Annotated in this window: 17 protein-coding genes and 1 riboswitch; of the genes, 11 read left to right on the top strand and 6 right to left on the bottom strand. The window is 73.0% G+C overall.

Annotated features, from left to right (window positions below; translation table 11 throughout):
* The 5 genes from AC1DUE_RS02275 to AC1DUE_RS02295 are packed head-to-tail and all read left to right on the top strand — an operon-like array spanning position 1 to position 2,767.
* On the top strand, positions 1-1,200 hold the full coding sequence (locus AC1DUE_RS02275) for a molybdopterin molybdotransferase MoeA (protein ID WP_477037751.1): 1,200 nt from the start codon (positions 1-3) through the stop codon (positions 1,198-1,200).
* Positions 1,197-1,682: a cyclic pyranopterin monophosphate synthase MoaC gene (moaC, locus tag AC1DUE_RS02280; RefSeq protein WP_477037752.1), complete on the top strand. Its 486-nt coding sequence runs from the start codon at positions 1,197-1,199 to the stop codon at positions 1,680-1,682. The genes AC1DUE_RS02275 and moaC overlap by 4 nt, the downstream gene beginning before the upstream one ends.
* On the top strand, positions 1,675-2,280 hold the full coding sequence (gene mobA, locus AC1DUE_RS02285) for a molybdenum cofactor guanylyltransferase (protein ID WP_477037753.1): 606 nt from the start codon (positions 1,675-1,677) through the stop codon (positions 2,278-2,280). Before moaC ends, mobA begins: the two co-directional genes overlap by 8 nt.
* Positions 2,277-2,537 (top strand): DUF6457 domain-containing protein, encoded by a 261-nt coding sequence (locus tag AC1DUE_RS02290; RefSeq protein ID WP_477037754.1) that lies wholly within the window; start codon positions 2,277-2,279, stop codon positions 2,535-2,537. Before mobA ends, AC1DUE_RS02290 begins: the two co-directional genes overlap by 4 nt.
* Positions 2,534-2,767: a MoaD/ThiS family protein gene (locus tag AC1DUE_RS02295; RefSeq protein WP_477037870.1), complete on the top strand. Its 234-nt coding sequence runs from the start codon at positions 2,534-2,536 to the stop codon at positions 2,765-2,767. Before AC1DUE_RS02290 ends, AC1DUE_RS02295 begins: the two co-directional genes overlap by 4 nt.
* Here the strand turns inward: AC1DUE_RS02295 and moaA are convergent.
* The 3 genes from moaA to AC1DUE_RS02310 are packed head-to-tail and all read right to left on the bottom strand — an operon-like array spanning position 2,764 to position 4,759.
* Entirely contained in the window at positions 2,764-3,849 is a 1,086-nt protein-coding gene (gene moaA / locus AC1DUE_RS02300; RefSeq protein WP_477037755.1) for a GTP 3',8-cyclase MoaA, read from the bottom strand. The genes AC1DUE_RS02295 and moaA overlap by 4 nt on opposite strands.
* Positions 3,846-4,262: a molybdenum cofactor biosynthesis protein MoaE gene (locus tag AC1DUE_RS02305; RefSeq protein WP_477037756.1), complete on the bottom strand. Its 417-nt coding sequence runs from the start codon at positions 4,260-4,262 to the stop codon at positions 3,846-3,848. The genes moaA and AC1DUE_RS02305 overlap by 4 nt, the downstream gene beginning before the upstream one ends.
* Positions 4,259-4,759: a MogA/MoaB family molybdenum cofactor biosynthesis protein gene (locus tag AC1DUE_RS02310; RefSeq protein ID WP_477037757.1), complete on the bottom strand. Its 501-nt coding sequence runs from the start codon at positions 4,757-4,759 to the stop codon at positions 4,259-4,261. Before AC1DUE_RS02310 ends, AC1DUE_RS02305 begins: the two co-directional genes overlap by 4 nt.
* Positions 4,760-4,917: 158 nt before the next feature.
* Between AC1DUE_RS02310 and AC1DUE_RS02315 the strand changes: the two genes are divergently transcribed.
* The 6 genes from AC1DUE_RS02315 (at position 4,918) to AC1DUE_RS02340 (ending at position 11,663) form a co-directional block, all read left to right on the top strand.
* Positions 4,918-5,769 carry a hypothetical protein gene (locus tag AC1DUE_RS02315; protein ID WP_477037758.1) on the top strand — a complete coding sequence of 284 codons (852 nt, stop codon included), beginning with the start codon at positions 4,918-4,920 and terminating at the stop codon, positions 5,767-5,769.
* Between the two features lie 53 nt (positions 5,770-5,822).
* Positions 5,823-5,918, top strand: a riboswitch (glycine riboswitch).
* Between the two features lie 321 nt (positions 5,919-6,239).
* Positions 6,240-9,077, top strand: a complete 2,838-nt coding sequence (gcvP, locus tag AC1DUE_RS02320; protein WP_477037871.1) for an aminomethyl-transferring glycine dehydrogenase — start codon at positions 6,240-6,242, stop codon at positions 9,075-9,077.
* Between the two features lie 11 nt (positions 9,078-9,088).
* Complete coding sequence (gene gcvT, locus AC1DUE_RS02325) at positions 9,089-10,222, top strand: glycine cleavage system aminomethyltransferase GcvT (RefSeq protein ID WP_477037759.1); 1,134 nt, start codon at positions 9,089-9,091, stop codon at positions 10,220-10,222.
* 38 nt (positions 10,223-10,260) lie between these two features.
* Positions 10,261-10,635 carry a glycine cleavage system protein GcvH gene (gene gcvH / locus AC1DUE_RS02330; RefSeq protein ID WP_477037760.1) on the top strand — a complete coding sequence of 125 codons (375 nt, stop codon included), beginning with the start codon at positions 10,261-10,263 and terminating at the stop codon, positions 10,633-10,635.
* A gap of 280 nt (positions 10,636-10,915) precedes the next feature.
* Positions 10,916-11,149 carry a helix-turn-helix domain-containing protein gene (locus tag AC1DUE_RS02335; protein WP_028051171.1) on the top strand — a complete coding sequence of 78 codons (234 nt, stop codon included), beginning with the start codon at positions 10,916-10,918 and terminating at the stop codon, positions 11,147-11,149.
* An 82-nt stretch (positions 11,150-11,231) separates the two neighbouring features.
* The gene (locus AC1DUE_RS02340) at positions 11,232-11,663 is read left to right on the top strand and encodes a (deoxy)nucleoside triphosphate pyrophosphohydrolase (protein ID WP_477037761.1); all 432 of its coding nucleotides are present in this window, start codon (positions 11,232-11,234) and stop codon (positions 11,661-11,663) included.
* A 7-nt stretch (positions 11,664-11,670) separates the two neighbouring features.
* Here AC1DUE_RS02340 and AC1DUE_RS02345 read toward each other — a convergent pair whose 3' ends face one another.
* From AC1DUE_RS02345 to AC1DUE_RS02355, 3 genes are all read right to left on the bottom strand, one after another.
* The gene (locus tag AC1DUE_RS02345; RefSeq protein ID WP_477037762.1) at positions 11,671-12,807 is read right to left on the bottom strand and encodes a MalY/PatB family protein; all 1,137 of its coding nucleotides are present in this window, start codon (positions 12,805-12,807) and stop codon (positions 11,671-11,673) included.
* Positions 12,808-12,872: 65 nt separating this feature from the next.
* Positions 12,873-15,206: a 5-methyltetrahydropteroyltriglutamate--homocysteine S-methyltransferase gene (gene metE / locus AC1DUE_RS02350; RefSeq protein ID WP_477037763.1), complete on the bottom strand. Its 2,334-nt coding sequence runs from the start codon at positions 15,204-15,206 to the stop codon at positions 12,873-12,875.
* Positions 15,203-16,255 carry a methylenetetrahydrofolate reductase gene (locus tag AC1DUE_RS02355; RefSeq protein ID WP_477037764.1) on the bottom strand — a complete coding sequence of 351 codons (1,053 nt, stop codon included), beginning with the start codon at positions 16,253-16,255 and terminating at the stop codon, positions 15,203-15,205. The genes metE and AC1DUE_RS02355 overlap by 4 nt, the downstream gene beginning before the upstream one ends.
* Between the last annotated feature and the right edge of the window lie 27 nt (positions 16,256-16,282).

Consider the following 16,282-nt stretch of genomic DNA (forward strand, 5'->3'; position numbering starts at 1 on the left):
GTGCGACCACTCGACGACCACCGCGCCGCAGCCCTGGCGCTCGCCGAGCCGCTCGCGGCGCAGGAGCGCGCGCTCGACGAGCTGGACGGGATGGTCCTGGCACAGGACGTCCGCAGCGACGAGTACCTGCCCCGGTGGGACAACTCGGCGATGGACGGCTACGCCGTGCGCGCGGCCGACATCTACCCCGGCGCCACGCTGCGGGTGGTCGCGGAGCTCGCGGCGGGTTCCGACGAGGAGCCTGAGGTCACCGCCGGTACGGCCGCCCGCATCATGACGGGGGCGCCGCTGCCCGCCGGCGCGGACGCGGTCGTGCCGGTCGAGGACACCGACGGCGGGACGTCGTGGGTGTCCGTCGCGCTCGTGCCGGAGGAGGGCGCGCACATCCGTCGAGCCGGCGAGGACGCCGTCCCCGGCGACCTCGTCGTCGCCGCGGGGACGGCCCTCGGCCCGGCGCACATCGCGGCGATCGCGTCCGTCGGCCGCGCGTCGGCGCTCGTGCACCGTCGTCCGCGGGTCGCGGTCGTGTCGACCGGCGACGAGCTCGTCGCGCCCGGGACCCCGCTGCTGCGCGGTCAGCTCCCCGACTCGAACTCGTGGCTGCTCGCGGCAGCGGTCCGGGAGGCCGGCGGCATCCCGGTGCGGCTCGGGCCGGTCGCCGACGACCCGGACGCGCTGCACGCGCTGCTGCTGGGCATCGAGGACGTCGACCTCGTCGTCACCTCGGGCGGCGTGAGCATGGGCGCGTACGACGTGGTCAAGGCCGCGCTGGCCGACGAGCCCGACGTCGAGTTCGTCCGGGTCGCCGTGCAGCCGGGCAAGCCGCAGGGGTTGGGGCGCCTGGCGAACGGCATCCCGATCGTCACGCTGCCGGGCAACCCGGTCAGCTCGTTCGCCTCGTTCGAGATGTTCGTCCGGCCCGCGCTGCGCCGGATGGCCGGGCACGCGGACGTCGAGCGGCCCACCGCGACCGCGATCAGCGACGACGCCTGGACCACGCCCCCTGACCGCGCCCAGATCATGCCCGTGCGGTACGTGTCGGACGGCGGCCACCCGCACGTCGTGCGCGCCACCGGACGCGGCTCCGGCTCGCACCTCGTCGCGAGGCTCGCGCTGGCGGAGGGGCTCGCCGTGATCCCCGCGTCGGTGGACTCCGTGTCTGTGGGCGATCGGGTACGAGTGATGAGGGTCAGGCCATGAGCGACCAGCCGTTCACACACCTCGACAGCGCCGGGCACGCCCGGATGGTCGACGTCACCGCCAAGCAGCCGACCGTCCGCGCGGCGACGGCGTCGGGTCGGGTCGTCTGCGGGCCGGAGGTCGTCGCGGCCCTGCGCTCCGGCGGGGTGCCCAAGGGCGACGTGCTCGCGGTCGCGCGGATCGCGGGCATCTCGGCCGCCAAGCGCACGGCCGAGCTGCTCCCGCTCGCGCACGTGATCGGCGTGCACGGCGTGGTCGTGGACCTGACGATCACCGACGACGGCGTCGACATCACCGCCACCGTCCGGACCGCCGACCGCACGGGCGTCGAGATGGAGGCGCTGACCGCCGTATCCGTGGCCGCGCTCGCCGTCGTCGACATGGTCAAGGGGATCGACAAGTCGGTGCGGATCGCGGACGTGCGGCTCGAGGCGAAGTCCGGCGGGAAATCGGGCGACTGGGTGCGGCCGGACGATGCCTGAGGCCGCGTTCGACGCTGTCGTCCTCGCCGGTGGCCGGGGTTCGCGCCTCGGCGGGCCGTCCAAGCCGGAGGTCGTGGTCGGCGGCCGGGCGCTGCTGGACCACGCCCTGGCGGCGGTGAGCGATGCCTCCCGGGTGGTGGTCGTCGGACCACCGTCGGTGGCGCGTCCCGGCATCCCGACCGTGCTCGAGGACCCGCCCGACGGCGGCCCGGTCGCGGGGCTGGCAGCGGGGCTGGCGGCGCTGGCCTCCCTCTCGTCGACCAGCGAGTACGTCGTCGTCCTGGCCTGCGACATCCCCCGCGCCGGAGCCGCGCTCCCGGCCCTCCGCGCGGCGACGTCGGCCGACGGCGTGGACGGTGCGCGCCTGGTCAGCCCGGACGGACACCCGCAGCACCTCGTCGCGGTCTACCGCTCCAGCGCCCTGACAGCGGCGCTGCTTCGGCTCCCGACCGTGCACGGGGCCTCGATGCGCGCGCTGACGACCGGCCTGACACTGGTGGACGTCCCCGACACCGACGACTCGGCCGCCGACGCCGACACCTGGCCCGACGTCGCACGACTGGACGCGGAACTGACGGCTGAGAGGATCGACCCATGACCGACGACCCGCGCCGCGCCCCGGGCGCCGACCTGCCCGTCTGGATCGACCAGCTCTGCGTGGCGCTCGGCGTGGACCGTGAGCTCGTCGACATCGACCGCATCCTCGAGGTGTCCAGCGGGGTCGCGCACCAGGTCGCGAGACCCGCGGTCCCGGTGACCATGTTCGTCGCGGGCCTCGCGGCCGCCGGCACGGACCCGGCCGCCGTCGAGCACCTGCTCGCCGCGATCGACGAGCGGGCCGCTGCGTGGGAGTGATCAGCGTGCGCTACTTCGCGGCCGCGGCGGAGGCCGCCGGTGTCGACACGGAGCAGCTCGAGGCGGGGTCGGCCGACCAGGTGCGGGCAGCGATGATCGGCGCGCATCCCGCGCTCGCGGCGGTGCTGGGCCGCTGCGCGCTGCTGGCCGACGGCGTCCGGGTCGACGGGCCCGACCCGGTGCGAGCCGGCGCGACGCTCGACGTGCTCCCCCCGTTCGCCGGCGGCTAGCCGCCGATCGCGCTCATCGGGCGGTCGGGCTGCAGGAACGACGGGTCGTCGATGTCGTGGCCGGCCTTCTTGCCGGCCAGGCAGCGGCGGTAGGCCTCGGCCAGCGCCTCGTCGACGTCGGACGGGATCGGCGCGGGCCGCGGGGCCGCGCTCGTGCCGATGCGCAGCGCCTGCGCCGCACCGACGCCGATCGCCGAGCCGTCGGTGGGCTCCGCACCCCGCAGCAGCTCGCGGACGTCCGTCTCGGTCTGCGAGAACAGGCACGCGCGCAGCTGCCCGTCGGCCGTGAGCCGCAGGCGGTCGCACGCGCCGCAGAAGGGCGCGGTCACCGAGGCGATGACGCCGACGGTCTCGGGTCCGCCGTCGACGGTCCACAGCTCGGCGGGCGCGGCGCCGCGGCCCGGCACCTCGGTGAGCGTGAACGCCTCACGCAGGCGGCCCAGGATCTCGGCCTGCGTCACCATCTCGGCGCGGTCCCAGGTGTGCCCCGCGTCCAGCGGCATCTGCTCGATGAACCGCATCTGGTACCCGCGGTCCACGGCGAAGCGGGTCAGGGCCACCACCTCGTCGTCGTTCACCCCACGCATCGCGACCGCGTTGATCTTCACGGGGTGCAGTCCGGCGGCGTCCGCCGCCGCGATCCCGGCCAGGGTCTCGACGAGCTTGTCGCGGCGGGTCAGCTGCAGGAACTTCTGCCGGTCCAGCGTGTCCAGGCTGATGTTCACGCGCGACAGTCCGGCGTCCCTGAGCTGCGAGGCGAGCCCGGGCAGGCGCAGCGCGTTCGTCGTCAGCGAGACCTCGGGACTGCCCGACGGACCGTGCAGCGCGGTGAGCCGACGGACCACGTCCACGATGTCGACGCGCAGCAGCGGCTCGCCGCCCGTCAGCCGGATCTCCGTGATGCCGAGCTCCACCCCCACGCGGGCGACGTGCACGATCTCGTCCGTGCTCAGCATGGTCGAGCGCGCCAACCACGGGACGCCGTCGGCGGGCATGCAGTAGGTGCAGCGCAGCGAGCAGCGGTCGGTCAGCGAGATGCGCAGGTCGCGGTGCTCGCGCCCGAACCGGTCGACCAAGGTCATGTCATCCCCACCCAGACGTGTGATCCGTCCTCCAGTACCTCACGTTTCCACACCGGGAGCTCGGCCTTGACCTTCTCGACGAGGGCGCGGCAGACGTCGAACGCCTCCGCCCGGTGCGAGGTGGCGATCGCCGCGACGATCGCGGCCTCTCCGACCGCCAGGTGGCCGATCCGATGCGACACAGCGACGCCCAGCACGTCGTCGTCGGCCGCGAACGACGACGCGATCTGCGCCAGCACGGCCGGTGCATCGGGATGCGCGGAGTAGTCGAGCCCCACTACCCGTCCGGTGACCGACGGGTCGTGGTTACGCACGAGCCCCACGAACGTCGCGACCGCACCCGCCCGCGGACCACTGACGTGTTCCACGTGAAACAGCAGGTCGAGGGGCTCGTCGACGACGCGGGCGATCATCCGTGGTCACCGCCGCGCAGCTGGTCGAGAAGGTGCGGGAGCAGCGGCAGCAGCACGTCGAGCCCCTCGGAGACCCCACCGGGCGACCCGGGCAGGTTGACGACGACGGCCCCGTCCGCGGTGACGCCCGCGAGCCCGCGCGACAGGACGGCCGTCGGGACGGTCGCGGCGCCGACCCGTCGGATCGCCTCGGGGATGCCCGGGAGCTCGTGGGCGAGCAGCGGTCGCGTGCCCTCGGGCGTGCGGTCGCGAGGACCGACGCCGGTGCCGCCGGAGGTGATCACCACCCGCGCGCCCGCGTCGACGGCGGCGCGCACGGCAGCCTCGACCGACCCCGCGCCGTCCGGGACGACGACCACCGGCGCCACCGTGTACCCGCTCGCCTGCAGCCGGCCCGCGGCGAGCGGCCCGGACCGGTCGGCCCGCGTGCCGGCGGCGGACCGGTCGGAGACCACGACGACGACCGCCGGGACGCGGTCGGTCGACGGGGGGCTCATCACGCCAGCCTAACGAGCGGCGAGGAGAGAGCCGTCCTGATGAATCCCGCCCTCGGTCGCCGGCCGTGGCGATCGTCGCCCCTATCCTGCTCGGCGCGGGCACGGTCCACGCCCTCCGCGCCCCGCGGCGGAGGGCTCCTGCAGGGGGGAACGCGCACATGTCCAACTGGGGCGACCCGAACCAGCGCCCGGCCGAGCCGCCCTACGGCCAGCCGCAGCCGACCCACGGCCGGCCGCTGCCCTATGAGCAGCCACACGCGCAGCCGCAGCCGTACGGCCAACCGCAGCCGCACGTCCAGCACCCCACGTCGTACTCCCCGCCGCAGGCCCACGGGCAGCCCGACCCGGGTAGCTACGCGGCCGCGCAGCACGCTCAGCACCTCGCGCAGCTCGACGCGATGCACCGCTCCGCCGACCGCCAGGCCGTGCTGATCCGCTGGGGCATCGGTGCCGCGCTGCTGGCCTTCCTCTTCTTCCGGACGTACCGGCAGGGCCTGTCCGGCGTGGCGGCCGTCTGCGCGATGCTGGCGGTCGTCCTCGTCGCGTTCGTCGTCGGCGGGTTGGTCTCGAGGTCGATGACCGGTGGTCGTCACCGCGCGGTCATGGCCGCCCGGCCGGGCCTGGAGGTCGTCGAGGCGTGGGGTGCTCGCGGTCTGCATGCGGCGCTGTCGGCCGCGGGGATCACGCCGACCAGGGTGCGCAAGACCGCTGCGACGTCCCTGTCCGTGGTGCCGTCCGACCAGGGCATCGAGCTGTGGACCGGGCGGCGGTCGACGGCGGCGGTCCTGGTCGCGATCCCCTGGTCGTCGGTCGTCGCGATCGACGAGTCCCGCGGCTCGATCACCAACGACGGCACACGTCCCGCGATCATGCTCGTCACGGCGATCGGGCAGAACCTGCTGCTCGTGCCGCGCCGGCGCACGAACGGCGGCCGCGTGCTGGCCGCCCGCGACCTCCGGGTGCTCGTCGCGCGGCTCGAGGAGCTGCGGGTCCGGGCGCTGGGACGGTAGGCCCGGTCGACACCCCCGGCAGGTACGCTGAGCCCACAACTTCACACGCTGCTCGAACCGCGGCGGGAGAGCTCCCGCGCACGACGGCGGGGCGCCGAAGGAGCAATCCTCCCCGGGAATCTCTCAGGCCCCTGTACCGCCACGGCGAGGCAACTCTGGAAAGCGGACCGGCAAGGTCCCACCGACGGTGCAAGTCTGTCCTCGGGCAGGCAAAACTCTCAGGTCTGCACGCGTGCACGCGCACGAACGCAGGTGACAGAGCGGGGAGCCCACCCACCGTCCCGGTGCCCCCACCGGACGACCCTGCGGAGCAGCCCGTGACCGACTTGCACTCAGCCGTGATCAGCGGCCCCGTCCTGCACCTGGACGCCTCCGGCGACATCGTCGCCTCGACGCGCGTCGAGCACACGCCCGCCGCCGAGGACTTCGCCGACCGGCACATCGGCCCGCGCGGCACGGAGACGGCGCACATGCTCTCGGTCGTCGGCTACGACAGCCTCGACGCGCTGATCGACGCGGCCGTCCCCGCGAGCATCCGCACGGACCGGCCGCTCGACCTGCCCGCCGCACGGTCCGAGGAGGACGTGCTCGCCGCGCTGAAGACCATCGCCGGCCGCAACCAGGTGCTCACGCCGATGATCGGGCAGGGGTACTCCGACACGATCACGCCGGCGGTCATCCGCCGCAACGTGCTCGAGTCACCCGCCTGGTACACCGCCTACACGCCCTACCAGCCGGAGATCGCCCAGGGCCGGCTCGAGGCGCTGCTCAACTTCCAGACGATGGTCACCGACCTCACCGGCCTGGACATCGCCAACGCCTCGCTCCTCGACGAGGCCACGGCCGTCGCCGAGGCGGTCGCGCTCATGTGGCGCGGCGCCCGGGGCAAGGCCGGCACCGTGGTCCTCGACGTGGACCTGTTCAGCCAGTCGCTGGCCGTCACGATCGGCCGCGCCGAGGCGATCGGCCTGCCGGTCCTCGTCGCGGACCTGACCGACGGGCTCCCCGAGATCGAGGGCGACCTCGTCGGGGTCGTGCTGCAGCAGGTCGGCGCCTCCGGCCGCGTGCGCGACCTGACGGACGTCATCGCACAGACCAAGGAGCGGGGAGGCCTCGTCACGGTCGCGGCCGACCTGCTCGCCCTGACGCTCGTCACCAGCCCCGGCACGCTCGGCGCCGACATCTCGGTCGGCTCGGCGCAGCGCTTCGGCGTCCCGCTGTTCGGCGGTGGGCCGCACGCCGCGTTCATGGCGGTGCGCAACGGCCTGGAGCGGTCGCTGCCCGGGCGGCTTGTGGGTGTCTCGATCGACGCCGACGGAGCGCGGGCCTACCGGCTCGCCCTGCAGACGCGCGAGCAGCACATCCGCCGCGAGAAGGCGACGAGCAACATCTGCACCGCGCAGGCGCTGCTCGCGATCGTCGCGTCGATGTACGCGGTCTACCACGGGCCCGACGGACTGCGGGCGATCGCCGAGACCGTCCACGCGCACGCGTCCGGCCTCGCCGAGCTGCTCACCGGCATCGGCGTCACGGTCGAGCACGACACGTACTTCGACACGATCCGCACGGTCGTCCCGGGCAAGGCCCGCGCAGTCGTCGCGAAGGCCGCCGACGCCGGTGTCAACCTCTGGGCCGCCGACGACGACCACGTGCAGATCGCCTGCGACGAGCGCACCAACGCCGACCACCTGCTGCGCATCGTGCTGGCCTTCGCGGCCGCGGGCACCACGACGCTCGAGGCGGACGAGGACGGCACGTACTCGTTCGGGTTCACCGGTGTCGGCGGCCCGCAGGGGTTCGTCGTCGAGACCACGGCCCTGCCCGCGGTCCTGCGGCGCACGGATACCTACCTCACGCACCCCGTCTTCCACCTGCACCGCTCCGAGACCGCGATGCTGCGCTACCTGCGCCGCCTCTCGGACAAGGACCTGGCCCTCGACCGCACGATGATCCCGCTGGGCTCGTGCACGATGAAGCTCAACGCCACGGCCGAGATGGAGCCCATCAGCTGGCCGGAGTTCGCGAGCATCCACCCGTACGCGCCCCTCGACCAGACCCTCGGCTACGCGGAGCTGGTGACGCAGCTGCAGGACTGGCTCGCCGAGATCACGGGCTACGCCGCGGTGTCGGTGCAGCCGAATGCGGGCTCGCAGGGTGAGCTGGCCGGTCTGCTGGCCATCCACGGCTACCACGCGGCGCGCGGCGACACGCGCGACGTCTGCCTGATCCCCGCGTCCGCGCACGGCACGAACGCGGCGTCGGCGGCGCTCGCGGGCATGCGCGTCGTCGTCGTCGCGACGGCGTCCGACGGGTCCATCGACCTCGACGACCTGCGCGCCAAGCTGGACCAGCACGGGCCGCAGGTGGCCGCGATCATGATCACCTACCCCTCGACGCACGGCGTCTACGAGGAGGGTGTGCGCACGGTCTGCGACCTCGTGCACGAGGCCGGCGGCCAGGTGTACATCGACGGCGCGAACCTCAACGCGCTGGTCGGACTGGCGCGTCCGGGCGAGCTCGGCGGCGACGTGTCCCACCTCAACCTGCACAAGACGTTCTGCATCCCGCACGGCGGCGGCGGTCCCGGGGTCGGCCCGGTCGCGGTCGCGGCGCACCTCGCGCCGTACCTGCCGGGCAACCCGACCCCCGGCACCAGCAACGAGGCCACGGCACCGGTCAGCGCCGCGCCGTGGGGGTCTGCGGGCATCCTGCCGATCAGCTGGGCCTACGTCGCGCTGATGGGTCCCGACGGGCTTCGCGAGGCCACGGAGACGGCGGTGCTGGCCGCGAACTACCTGGCCACGCGCCTGTCGGCGCACTACCCCGTCCTCTACACGGGCCCCAACGGGCTCGTCGCGCACGAGTGCATCCTCGACCTGCGCGACATCACCAAGGAGACCGGCGTGACCGCCGAGGACGTGGCCAAGCGGCTCATGGACTACGGGTTCCACGCGCCGACGCTCTCGTTCCCGGTGGCCGGCACGCTCATGGTCGAGCCGACCGAGAGCGAGGACCTGGCGGAGATCGACCGGTTCGTCGAGGCGATGATCGCCATCCGCGGCGAGATCGACGCGGTGGCCGCGGGCCGCTGGACGGTCGCCGAGTCGCCGCTGCGCAACGCACCGCACACGGCCGCGAGCCTCACCGCGGACGAGTGGACGCAGGCTTACCCGCGGGAGCTCGCCGGCTTCCCGGTGGCCGCACTGCGCGAGGGAAAGTACTGGCCGCCGGTCCGCCGGATCGACGGCGCGCACGGGGACCGCAACCTGGTCTGCAGCTGCCCGCCCATCGAGGCGTACGCCGAGTGAAGGACGAACCCGTGACCGACACACTGAGCCCGCTCCACGACGAGCACGTCGCCCTGGGCGCAGCTCTCACCAGCTTCGCCGGCTGGCAGATGCCGCTGCGGTACACGTCCGACATCGCGGAGCACACCGCGGTGCGCTCCGCCGCCGGGCTGTTCGACCTCTCGCACATGGGCGAGATCCGCGTCACCGGCCCCGACGCCGCCGCGTTCCTCGACTACGCCCTCGTCGGGAACCTCTCCGCCCTGCGCTTCCAGGGCGCGCGCTACACGATGATCTGCGCGCCGGACGGCGGCGTCGTCGACGACCTGATCGTCTACCGGGACCGCGAGGACGCCTTCCTCGTCGTCGCCAACGCCTCGAACCACGAGGTCGTGCTCGACGCCCTGCGCGAGCGCGCGGCGGGATTCCAGGCAACGGTCGAGGACCGCTCCCCGCAGACCGCCCTCATCGCGGTCCAGGGCCCGAACGCCCTCGACATCGTGCGCGCCACGCAGGGCCTGGACGAGACGGGCGGCGACATCGGCGCATCGAAGTACTACGCGTGCCTGCCGGCCACCTTCGCCGGCGAGCCCGTCCTGGTCGCCCGCACCGGCTACACGGGCGAGGACGGCTTCGAGTTCTTCCTCGACGCTCCCCTGGCCCCCGCCCTGTGGCAGGCGTTCCTCGCGGCGGGCAGCGACAAGGGCCTCGTCCCGGCCGGGCTGTCCGCACGCGACAGCCTCCGCCTCGAGGCGGGCATGCCCCTGTACGGCAACGAGCTGGACCGCACCACCACGCCGCACGACGCGGGGCTGGGCCGCGTGGTGAAGCTCGACAAGGCGACGGCCGACGGCGAGCCGGTCGACTTCGTCGGCCGTGCCGCCCTCGAGGCTCGGGACGGCGCGGAGGCCACCAGGACGCTCGTCGGGCTGGAAGGTCTGGGCCGCCGGGCCGCCCGTCACGGCTACCCCGTGACCCTGCCGGACGGCTCGCAGATCGGCGTGGTCACATCCGGGGCGCCGTCGCCGACGCTCGGCCACCCGGTCGCGATGGCCTACGTGGCGCCCGAGAACAGCGCGCCCGGTACCGAACTCGCCGTTGACGTGCGGGGACGCCTCGAACCTGTTCGGGTCGTCCCTCTTCCCTTCTACCGCCGGGCCCGGTAAACCAGCACTAGGGTCCGTCCCCCCTGACAGGAGCACCTATGAGCACGGATCTGCCCACCAACCTGCACTACACCGTCGAGCACGAGTGGCTGCAGGACGGTTCCCCGTCGACCATCGGGATCACGGCTACAGCCGCCGACGCCCTGGGCGACATCGTCTACCTCGAGCTGCCGGCAGTCGGCGAGGAGCTCGTGGCGGGCGCTGTGGTGGGTGAGATCGAGTCGACCAAGTCGGTGTCCGAGCTGTACTCCCCGGTGTCGGGGACCGTGATCGAGATCAACCAGTCGGCTGTGGACGACCCCTCCGTCGTCAACTCCGACCCCTATGGTGCGGGCTGGCTCCTGAAGGTCGACGTGACGTCGACCGGTCCGCTCCTGACGTCCGACGAGTACGCCGCGCAGAGCGCCGGCTGACCCGCAGGACACACCGGCTGGTCCCAGGTAGTCCCATTTCGTGGACATTGCACTCGCCCGATCGGGTGAAACCTGAGAACCAGCCACACGTACGGCGTATCAAGGTGCCGATGCGACGTTCATTGTGGGTGGCTAGCGAGATCGGCATGTCGGGGGGGAACCCGTACATGAAGAGTTGGCAGAAGTGGCGTCATGGCTCACTGATTGCCCTCTCTCATCCGGTACGCAGCCAAGAGCGTGACCCGGACGTCCCGGGCGACGCAGCACACCGGAGGACATCATGAGCATGGTGGAGACGAGCAGGACCGTCGGAGTCTCGAACGACGCACTGACGCGCCGCGAGCGGGTCGTCCTGGCCGAGCTGGCCGAAGACGTCACTCTCGAGGAGATCGCCACGCGACTCTTCGTCACGCGCAACACCGTGAAGTCCCAGGTGCGCAGCGTGTACCGCAAGATCGGAGTCTCCACCCGCGCCGAGGCCGTCGCCTGGGCAGTGGCGCACGGCATCCGCTGACTCTCCTGGTGCGCCGGCTCGAGGAACGCGGCCGTCGCACCGAAGCCACACCCCTGACACAGGGGCCTGGCAGACTCACCGCATGACCTCACCCGTACTCGTCGTCGCCGCCGCCATCGTGGACGACCTCGACGACCCGCGTGAGCTGCTGGCCGCGCGACGTGCAGTCCCGGCCCGTCTGGCCGGCCGCTGGGAGTTCCCCGGCGGCAAGGTGGACGCCGGCGAGCAGCCCGAGGACGCCCTGCACCGCGAGATCCGTGAGGAGCTCGGCGCACGGATCGGCCTGGGCGACGAGCTCGTCGGACCCGACGATGGCCTCTGGCGCCTCTCCGACGAGTACGTGATGCGCATCTGGCTGGCCGAGGTGGTCGAGGGGACCCCGGAGCCGCTCGAGGAGCACGACGAGCTCAGGTGGCTGCCGATCAGCCAGTGGCACGACGTCCCGTGGCTGGATGCGGACGTCCGCATCGTCGACGCACTGCAGGAGCACCTCAGCAGGGCCGCGCACCGCTGAGGGCTTCTCAGGCGCGCCGCGTTCCCTCGAGCGTCGTCGTGAGCCTCGCTGCGGCGTCCGTGAGGATGGCCGACGAGGTGGCGAAGTTCAGTCGCACGTGGCCCGCGCCCTCCACGCCGAACGTCGGGCCCGGGTTGACCGCGAGACCGCCGTCGAGCAGCGCGCGCGCCGGGTTGTCCGAGTACCTGCTGAGGTCGAGCCAGGCGAAGTAGGTGGCTGCTGGGGGCGTCCAGTCCACGACCGGCGCCAGGAGCTCCCGCAACAGGCTGCCGTTGCGCTCCAGGCCCGCCAGGACCTCGTCGAGGAAGGCGCCTCCGTCCGCGTAGGCGGCCGTCTGCGCGACGACGCCCAGGTGCATGACGCCGTCGGCGACGGGGTCGGCCATGCCGTCGAGCTCGTGGGCGTCCGGGCCGGGGACGGCGACCGCGACCCGGAGCGCGGCCAGGTTGAACGCCTTGGACGCGGAGTGCAGGGCGATCGCGTCGGGGATGACCGTGGTCGCCGGGACGAACCGGGCTCCCGGCGTCGGGACGAGGGGGGCGTGGATCTCGTCGGACACCACCCGGACGCCGTGCTTCGCCCCGAGCGCGCCGACCGCGGCCAGCTCGTCGGCCGTGTGCAGGGTCCCGGTCGGGTTGTGCGGGTTGCAGAGCAGGAAGGCGGCCCGACGACCGTGCAGCGCCGCGCGGCCGAACGCGTAGTCCAGGGCGTCGAGGTCGAGCCGGCGATCGGCACCCAGGGGTGCGTGCACGATGTGCCGGTCGGCATGCCGCAGGAACGTGGTGAACGGCGGGTAGACCGGCGGGTTGATGACGACGGCCTCGCCCGGGTCGGTGAGCAGCCGCAGGACCTCGACGACGCCGACCATGACGTCCGCGGCCGTGCGGGTCCGCCCGGGGTCGACGTCCCAGTCCCACCGGGTCGAGGCGAACCCCGCCATCGCCTCGGCGAGGTCCCGGCCGGCGGGGTAGCCCGTGTCGCCGCGGAGCATCGCGTCGTGCACCGCGCGGACCACCGGCTCGGCCTGCGGCACGTCCATCTCGGCGACGAACAGCGGGAGCACGTCGGCCGGGTAGTGCCGCCACTTCTCGCTGGTGCGGGTGCGGAGCTGGTCGAGGGTCAGCGTGTCGAAGATCGTCGTCACGTGACCGACCGTAGACGCACGACGGCCCCGTCCACCGGACGGGGCCGTCGTTGCCTGCGCTGGTGTCAGAGCGTCGCCCGCACCGCCCGCGTCGCGGCGAGGATGTGCTCCAGCGACGGGGCGACCTCCTCGTAGCGACGGGTCTTGAGGCCGCAGTCCGGGTTGACCCAGAGCTGGTCCACGGCGATGGCCTTGACGGCCTCGGTGAGCAGCTCCTCGACCTCGCCCTCGCTGGGGACGCGCGGCGAGTGGATGTCGTAGACGCCCGGGCCCACGGCGCGCGGGTAGCCGGCCGCCGCGATGTCCGCGAGGATCTCCATCTTCGAGCGGGCCGCCTCGATGGACGTGACGTCGGCGTCGAGGCCGTCGATCGCGCCCATGATCTGGCCGAACTCGGAGTAGCACAGGTGCGTGTGGATCTGCGTGTCGGCGCGGACGCCCGCGGTCGACAGGCGGAACGAGCGCACCGACCAGTTGAGGTACGCGGCGTGGTCCTCGACACGCAGGGGCAGCAGCTCGCGCAGGGCGGGCTCGTCCACCTGGATCACGGCGATGCCCGCGGCCTCGAGGTCCTGGATCTCGTCGCGCAGCGCGAGGCCGACCTGGTTGGCGGTGTCGCCGAGCGGCTGGTCGTCGCGCACGAACGACCACGCGAGGATCGTCACCGGGCCGGTGAGCATGCCCTTGACCGGCTTGGTGGTCAGCGACTGCGTGTACGCCGTCCAGTCCACCGTGATCGGCTTCGGCCGCGAGACGTCGCCCCACAGGATCGACGGACGCGTGCAGCGCGAGCCGTAGGACTGGACCCAGCCGTTCTGCGTCACGGCGAACCCGTCGAGGTTCTCCGCGAAGTACTGGACCATGTCGTTGCGCTCGGGCTCGCCGTGCACCAGCACGTCGAAGCCGATCTGCTCCTGCAGCTCGACGACGCGACGGATCTCCGCCTTCATCTCGTCGTCGTACTGCGCCTCCGTCAGCTCGCCCTTGCCGAAGGCGGCGCGCGCCTTGCGGATCTCGCCGGTCTGCGGGAACGAGCCGATCGTGGTCGTCGGCAGCGGCGGGAGGTTCAGGCGGGCGGCCTGGGCGACCTTGCGCTCGTCGAACGGGCCACGGTTGAACGCGTCCTCGGTGAGGGCGGCCGCACGCTCGCGGACCGCGGGGACGACGACACCGGGCGCCGTGCGGCGGCTGTTCACGGCGTCGGTCGCCGCGAGCAGCTGCTCGTGGATGGCCTCGCGACCCTCCGTCAGGCCCTCGGCCAGCGTGACGACCTCGACGACCTTCTCGTCGGCGAACGCGAGCCAGCTCTTCAGGGTGTCGTCGAGACCCGGCTCGTCGGTCGTCGTGTGCGGGACGTGGAACAGCGACGTCGAGGTGCCGACGGTGACCGCGGCGGCGCCGAGGCCCTCGAGCTGCTCGAGGATCGCCAGCTTGGCGTCCAGGTCCGCGCGCCAGATGTTGTGGCCGTCGATCACGCCGGCGACCAGGGTCTTGGTCTCCAGGCCGGCGACCTTCTCGGTCGGCGCGCTGCCGCGGACCAGGTCGATGCCGATGGCCTCGACGTCGGTGGCGGCGAGCACGGGGAACGCCGCACCCAGGTCGCCGTACGGGGCGGCGACGAGGATCGCCGGGCGGTCGGTGAGGTCCGTTGCCAGGGCCCGGTAGGCCTCGATGACGGCGGCGAGCAGCTGCTCGGCCGGCACCTCGATCGAGTCGGAGACCAGCGCGGGCTCCTCGATCTGCACCCAGGTGGCACCCGCGGCGGCGAGGTCCTGCAGGAGTGCCGCGTAGACGGGCAGCAGGTCCTCGAGGCGGTCGATCGGCGCGAAGTCGTCGGGCGCGCCCTCGGTGGACTTGGCCAGCGCGAGGTACGTGACGGGACCGACGATGACCGGACGCGTCAGGACGCCCTCGGCCAGGGCCTCCTTGAACTCCCGCACGGGGCGGTCGCTCGCGTAGCGGAACGTGGTCTCGGGGCCGATCTCGGGGACCAGGTAGTGGTAGTTGGTGTCGAACCACTTGGTCATCTCGAGCGGCAGGTCGTCGCCGCGACCGCGCGCCACGGTCGAGTAGCCGGCCAGGTCGAGCGTGCCGTCGGCGGCCACCAGGTCGGCGAAGCGTGCGGGCACGGCGCCCACGACGGCCGTCGCGTCGAGCACGTGGTCGTAGAACGAGAACGCGCTCGGGATCGCGGGCACGTCGGTCGCCAGGCCGAGCTCAGCCAGACGCGTCCGGGTCCGGCGGCGCAGGTCGGCGGCGACGGCCTCGACCTCGTCGGCGGACGACTTGCCCGCCCAGAAGGACTCGATGGCCTTCTTCAGCTCACGGCGCGGGCCGATCCGGGGGTAGCCGAGCACGGAGCCGGCGGGGAACTGTGCCGGAAACTGGATCTTGGTCATGGTATTTCAGTCCCTCGAGGGTCGGCGGTTGCCGTGACCTGCGGCCCGCTGGCCAGGTCGGGAGCTGTCCGAGCTCCGCCGTCGAGGTGTGCACCCTCGAGCAGGTCAAGTACGGCATGGTGCTGGTTGAACGTGTAGAGGTGGACGCCGGGAGCCCCGCCGTCCAGGACGCCGTTGACCAGGTCGACGCTCGCGCGGATGCCCCGGCGGTGGCGGTCGAGCTCGTCGTCGGCGGAGCCGAGCAGGTCGAACAGTCTCTCAGGCACCGGGACCCCGGTGAGCTCCTGCACGCGGTGCAGGCGGGCGGGATCGGTGGTCGGGATGATGCCCGGGATGATCGGGATGGTGACCCCGGCGTCGCGCGCGTCGGCGACGATCCCGAGGTAGTCGTCGGCGTCGAAGAACACCTGCGTGATGGCGAAGTCGGCACCCGCCTCCTGCTTGGCCAGCAGCGAGGCGACGTCCTGGGCGCGGGTGCCGCCGGTGGCGTGGTTGCCGCGCGGGAAGGCCGCGACCGCGACCGACAGCGGTCGGACGCGCGCGCGCACCGCCTGCGACGGGCTGTCCGCGCAGCGCTGCGCCTCGATCTGGCGCAGCAGCTCCACCAGCTCGCCGGCGGTCTGCAGGCCGTCCGGGTGGGCCACCCAGTCCTGCTGGTCGACGGGCGGGTCGCCGCGCAGCGCCAGGAAAGAGCGGACGCCCTCGTCGAGGAACTCCTCGACGATCGTCGTGATCTCCTCGCGGGAGGTGCCGACGCAGGTCAGGTGGGCGATCGGGTTGAGCGTCGTCTCCCGCAGCAGCCGGCGGACCAGCTGCCGGGTGGTGACGCGCGTCTTGCCCGAGGCGCCGTAGGTGACCGAGACGAAGTCCGGGTGCACCGACTCGAGCGCCTGGATGGTCGCCCACAGGCGCGGCGCGGCGTCGGGGTTGCGCGGCGGGAAGAGCTCGAAGGAGATGGTCGGCCGGTCGTTGGCGGCGTGGGGGCGCGCGGCCGGGGCGACGTGCAGCCCGGGCGTGCGAGGTTCCAGCGTCGCGGCGCTCACGGGCACGCCTGCGGGGTGGGGCAACGGTCGTTC

This window comes from Cellulomonas sp. P4_A2 (assembly GCF_056402515.1).

Bases quoted from the DNA above. Each gene is read 5' to 3' on its own strand.
- gcvP (WP_477037871.1), top strand. From the start codon at position 6,240: ATGCTCTCGGTCGTCGGCTACGACAGCCTCGACGCGCTGATCGACGCG.
- moaC (WP_477037752.1), top strand. From the start codon at position 1,197: ATGAGCGACCAGCCGTTCACACACCTCGACAGCGCCGGGCACGCCCGG.
- AC1DUE_RS02315 (WP_477037758.1), top strand. From the start codon at position 4,918: ATGTCCAACTGGGGCGACCCGAACCAGCGCCCGGCCGAGCCGCCCTAC.
- AC1DUE_RS02310 (WP_477037757.1), bottom strand. From the start codon at position 4,759: ATGAGCCCCCCGTCGACCGACCGCGTCCCGGCGGTCGTCGTCGTGGTC.
- AC1DUE_RS02340 (WP_477037761.1), top strand. From the start codon at position 11,232: ATGACCTCACCCGTACTCGTCGTCGCCGCCGCCATCGTGGACGACCTC.
- AC1DUE_RS02290 (WP_477037754.1), top strand. From the start codon at position 2,277: ATGACCGACGACCCGCGCCGCGCCCCGGGCGCCGACCTGCCCGTCTGG.
- AC1DUE_RS02335 (WP_028051171.1), top strand. From the start codon at position 10,916: ATGAGCATGGTGGAGACGAGCAGGACCGTCGGAGTCTCGAACGACGCA.
- AC1DUE_RS02305 (WP_477037756.1), bottom strand. From the start codon at position 4,262: ATGATCGCCCGCGTCGTCGACGAGCCCCTCGACCTGCTGTTTCACGTG.
- gcvH (WP_477037760.1), top strand. From the start codon at position 10,261: ATGAGCACGGATCTGCCCACCAACCTGCACTACACCGTCGAGCACGAG.
- mobA (WP_477037753.1), top strand. From the start codon at position 1,675: ATGCCTGAGGCCGCGTTCGACGCTGTCGTCCTCGCCGGTGGCCGGGGT.
- moaA (WP_477037755.1), bottom strand. From the start codon at position 3,849: ATGACCTTGGTCGACCGGTTCGGGCGCGAGCACCGCGACCTGCGCATC.
- metE (WP_477037763.1), bottom strand. From the start codon at position 15,206: ATGACCAAGATCCAGTTTCCGGCACAGTTCCCCGCCGGCTCCGTGCTC.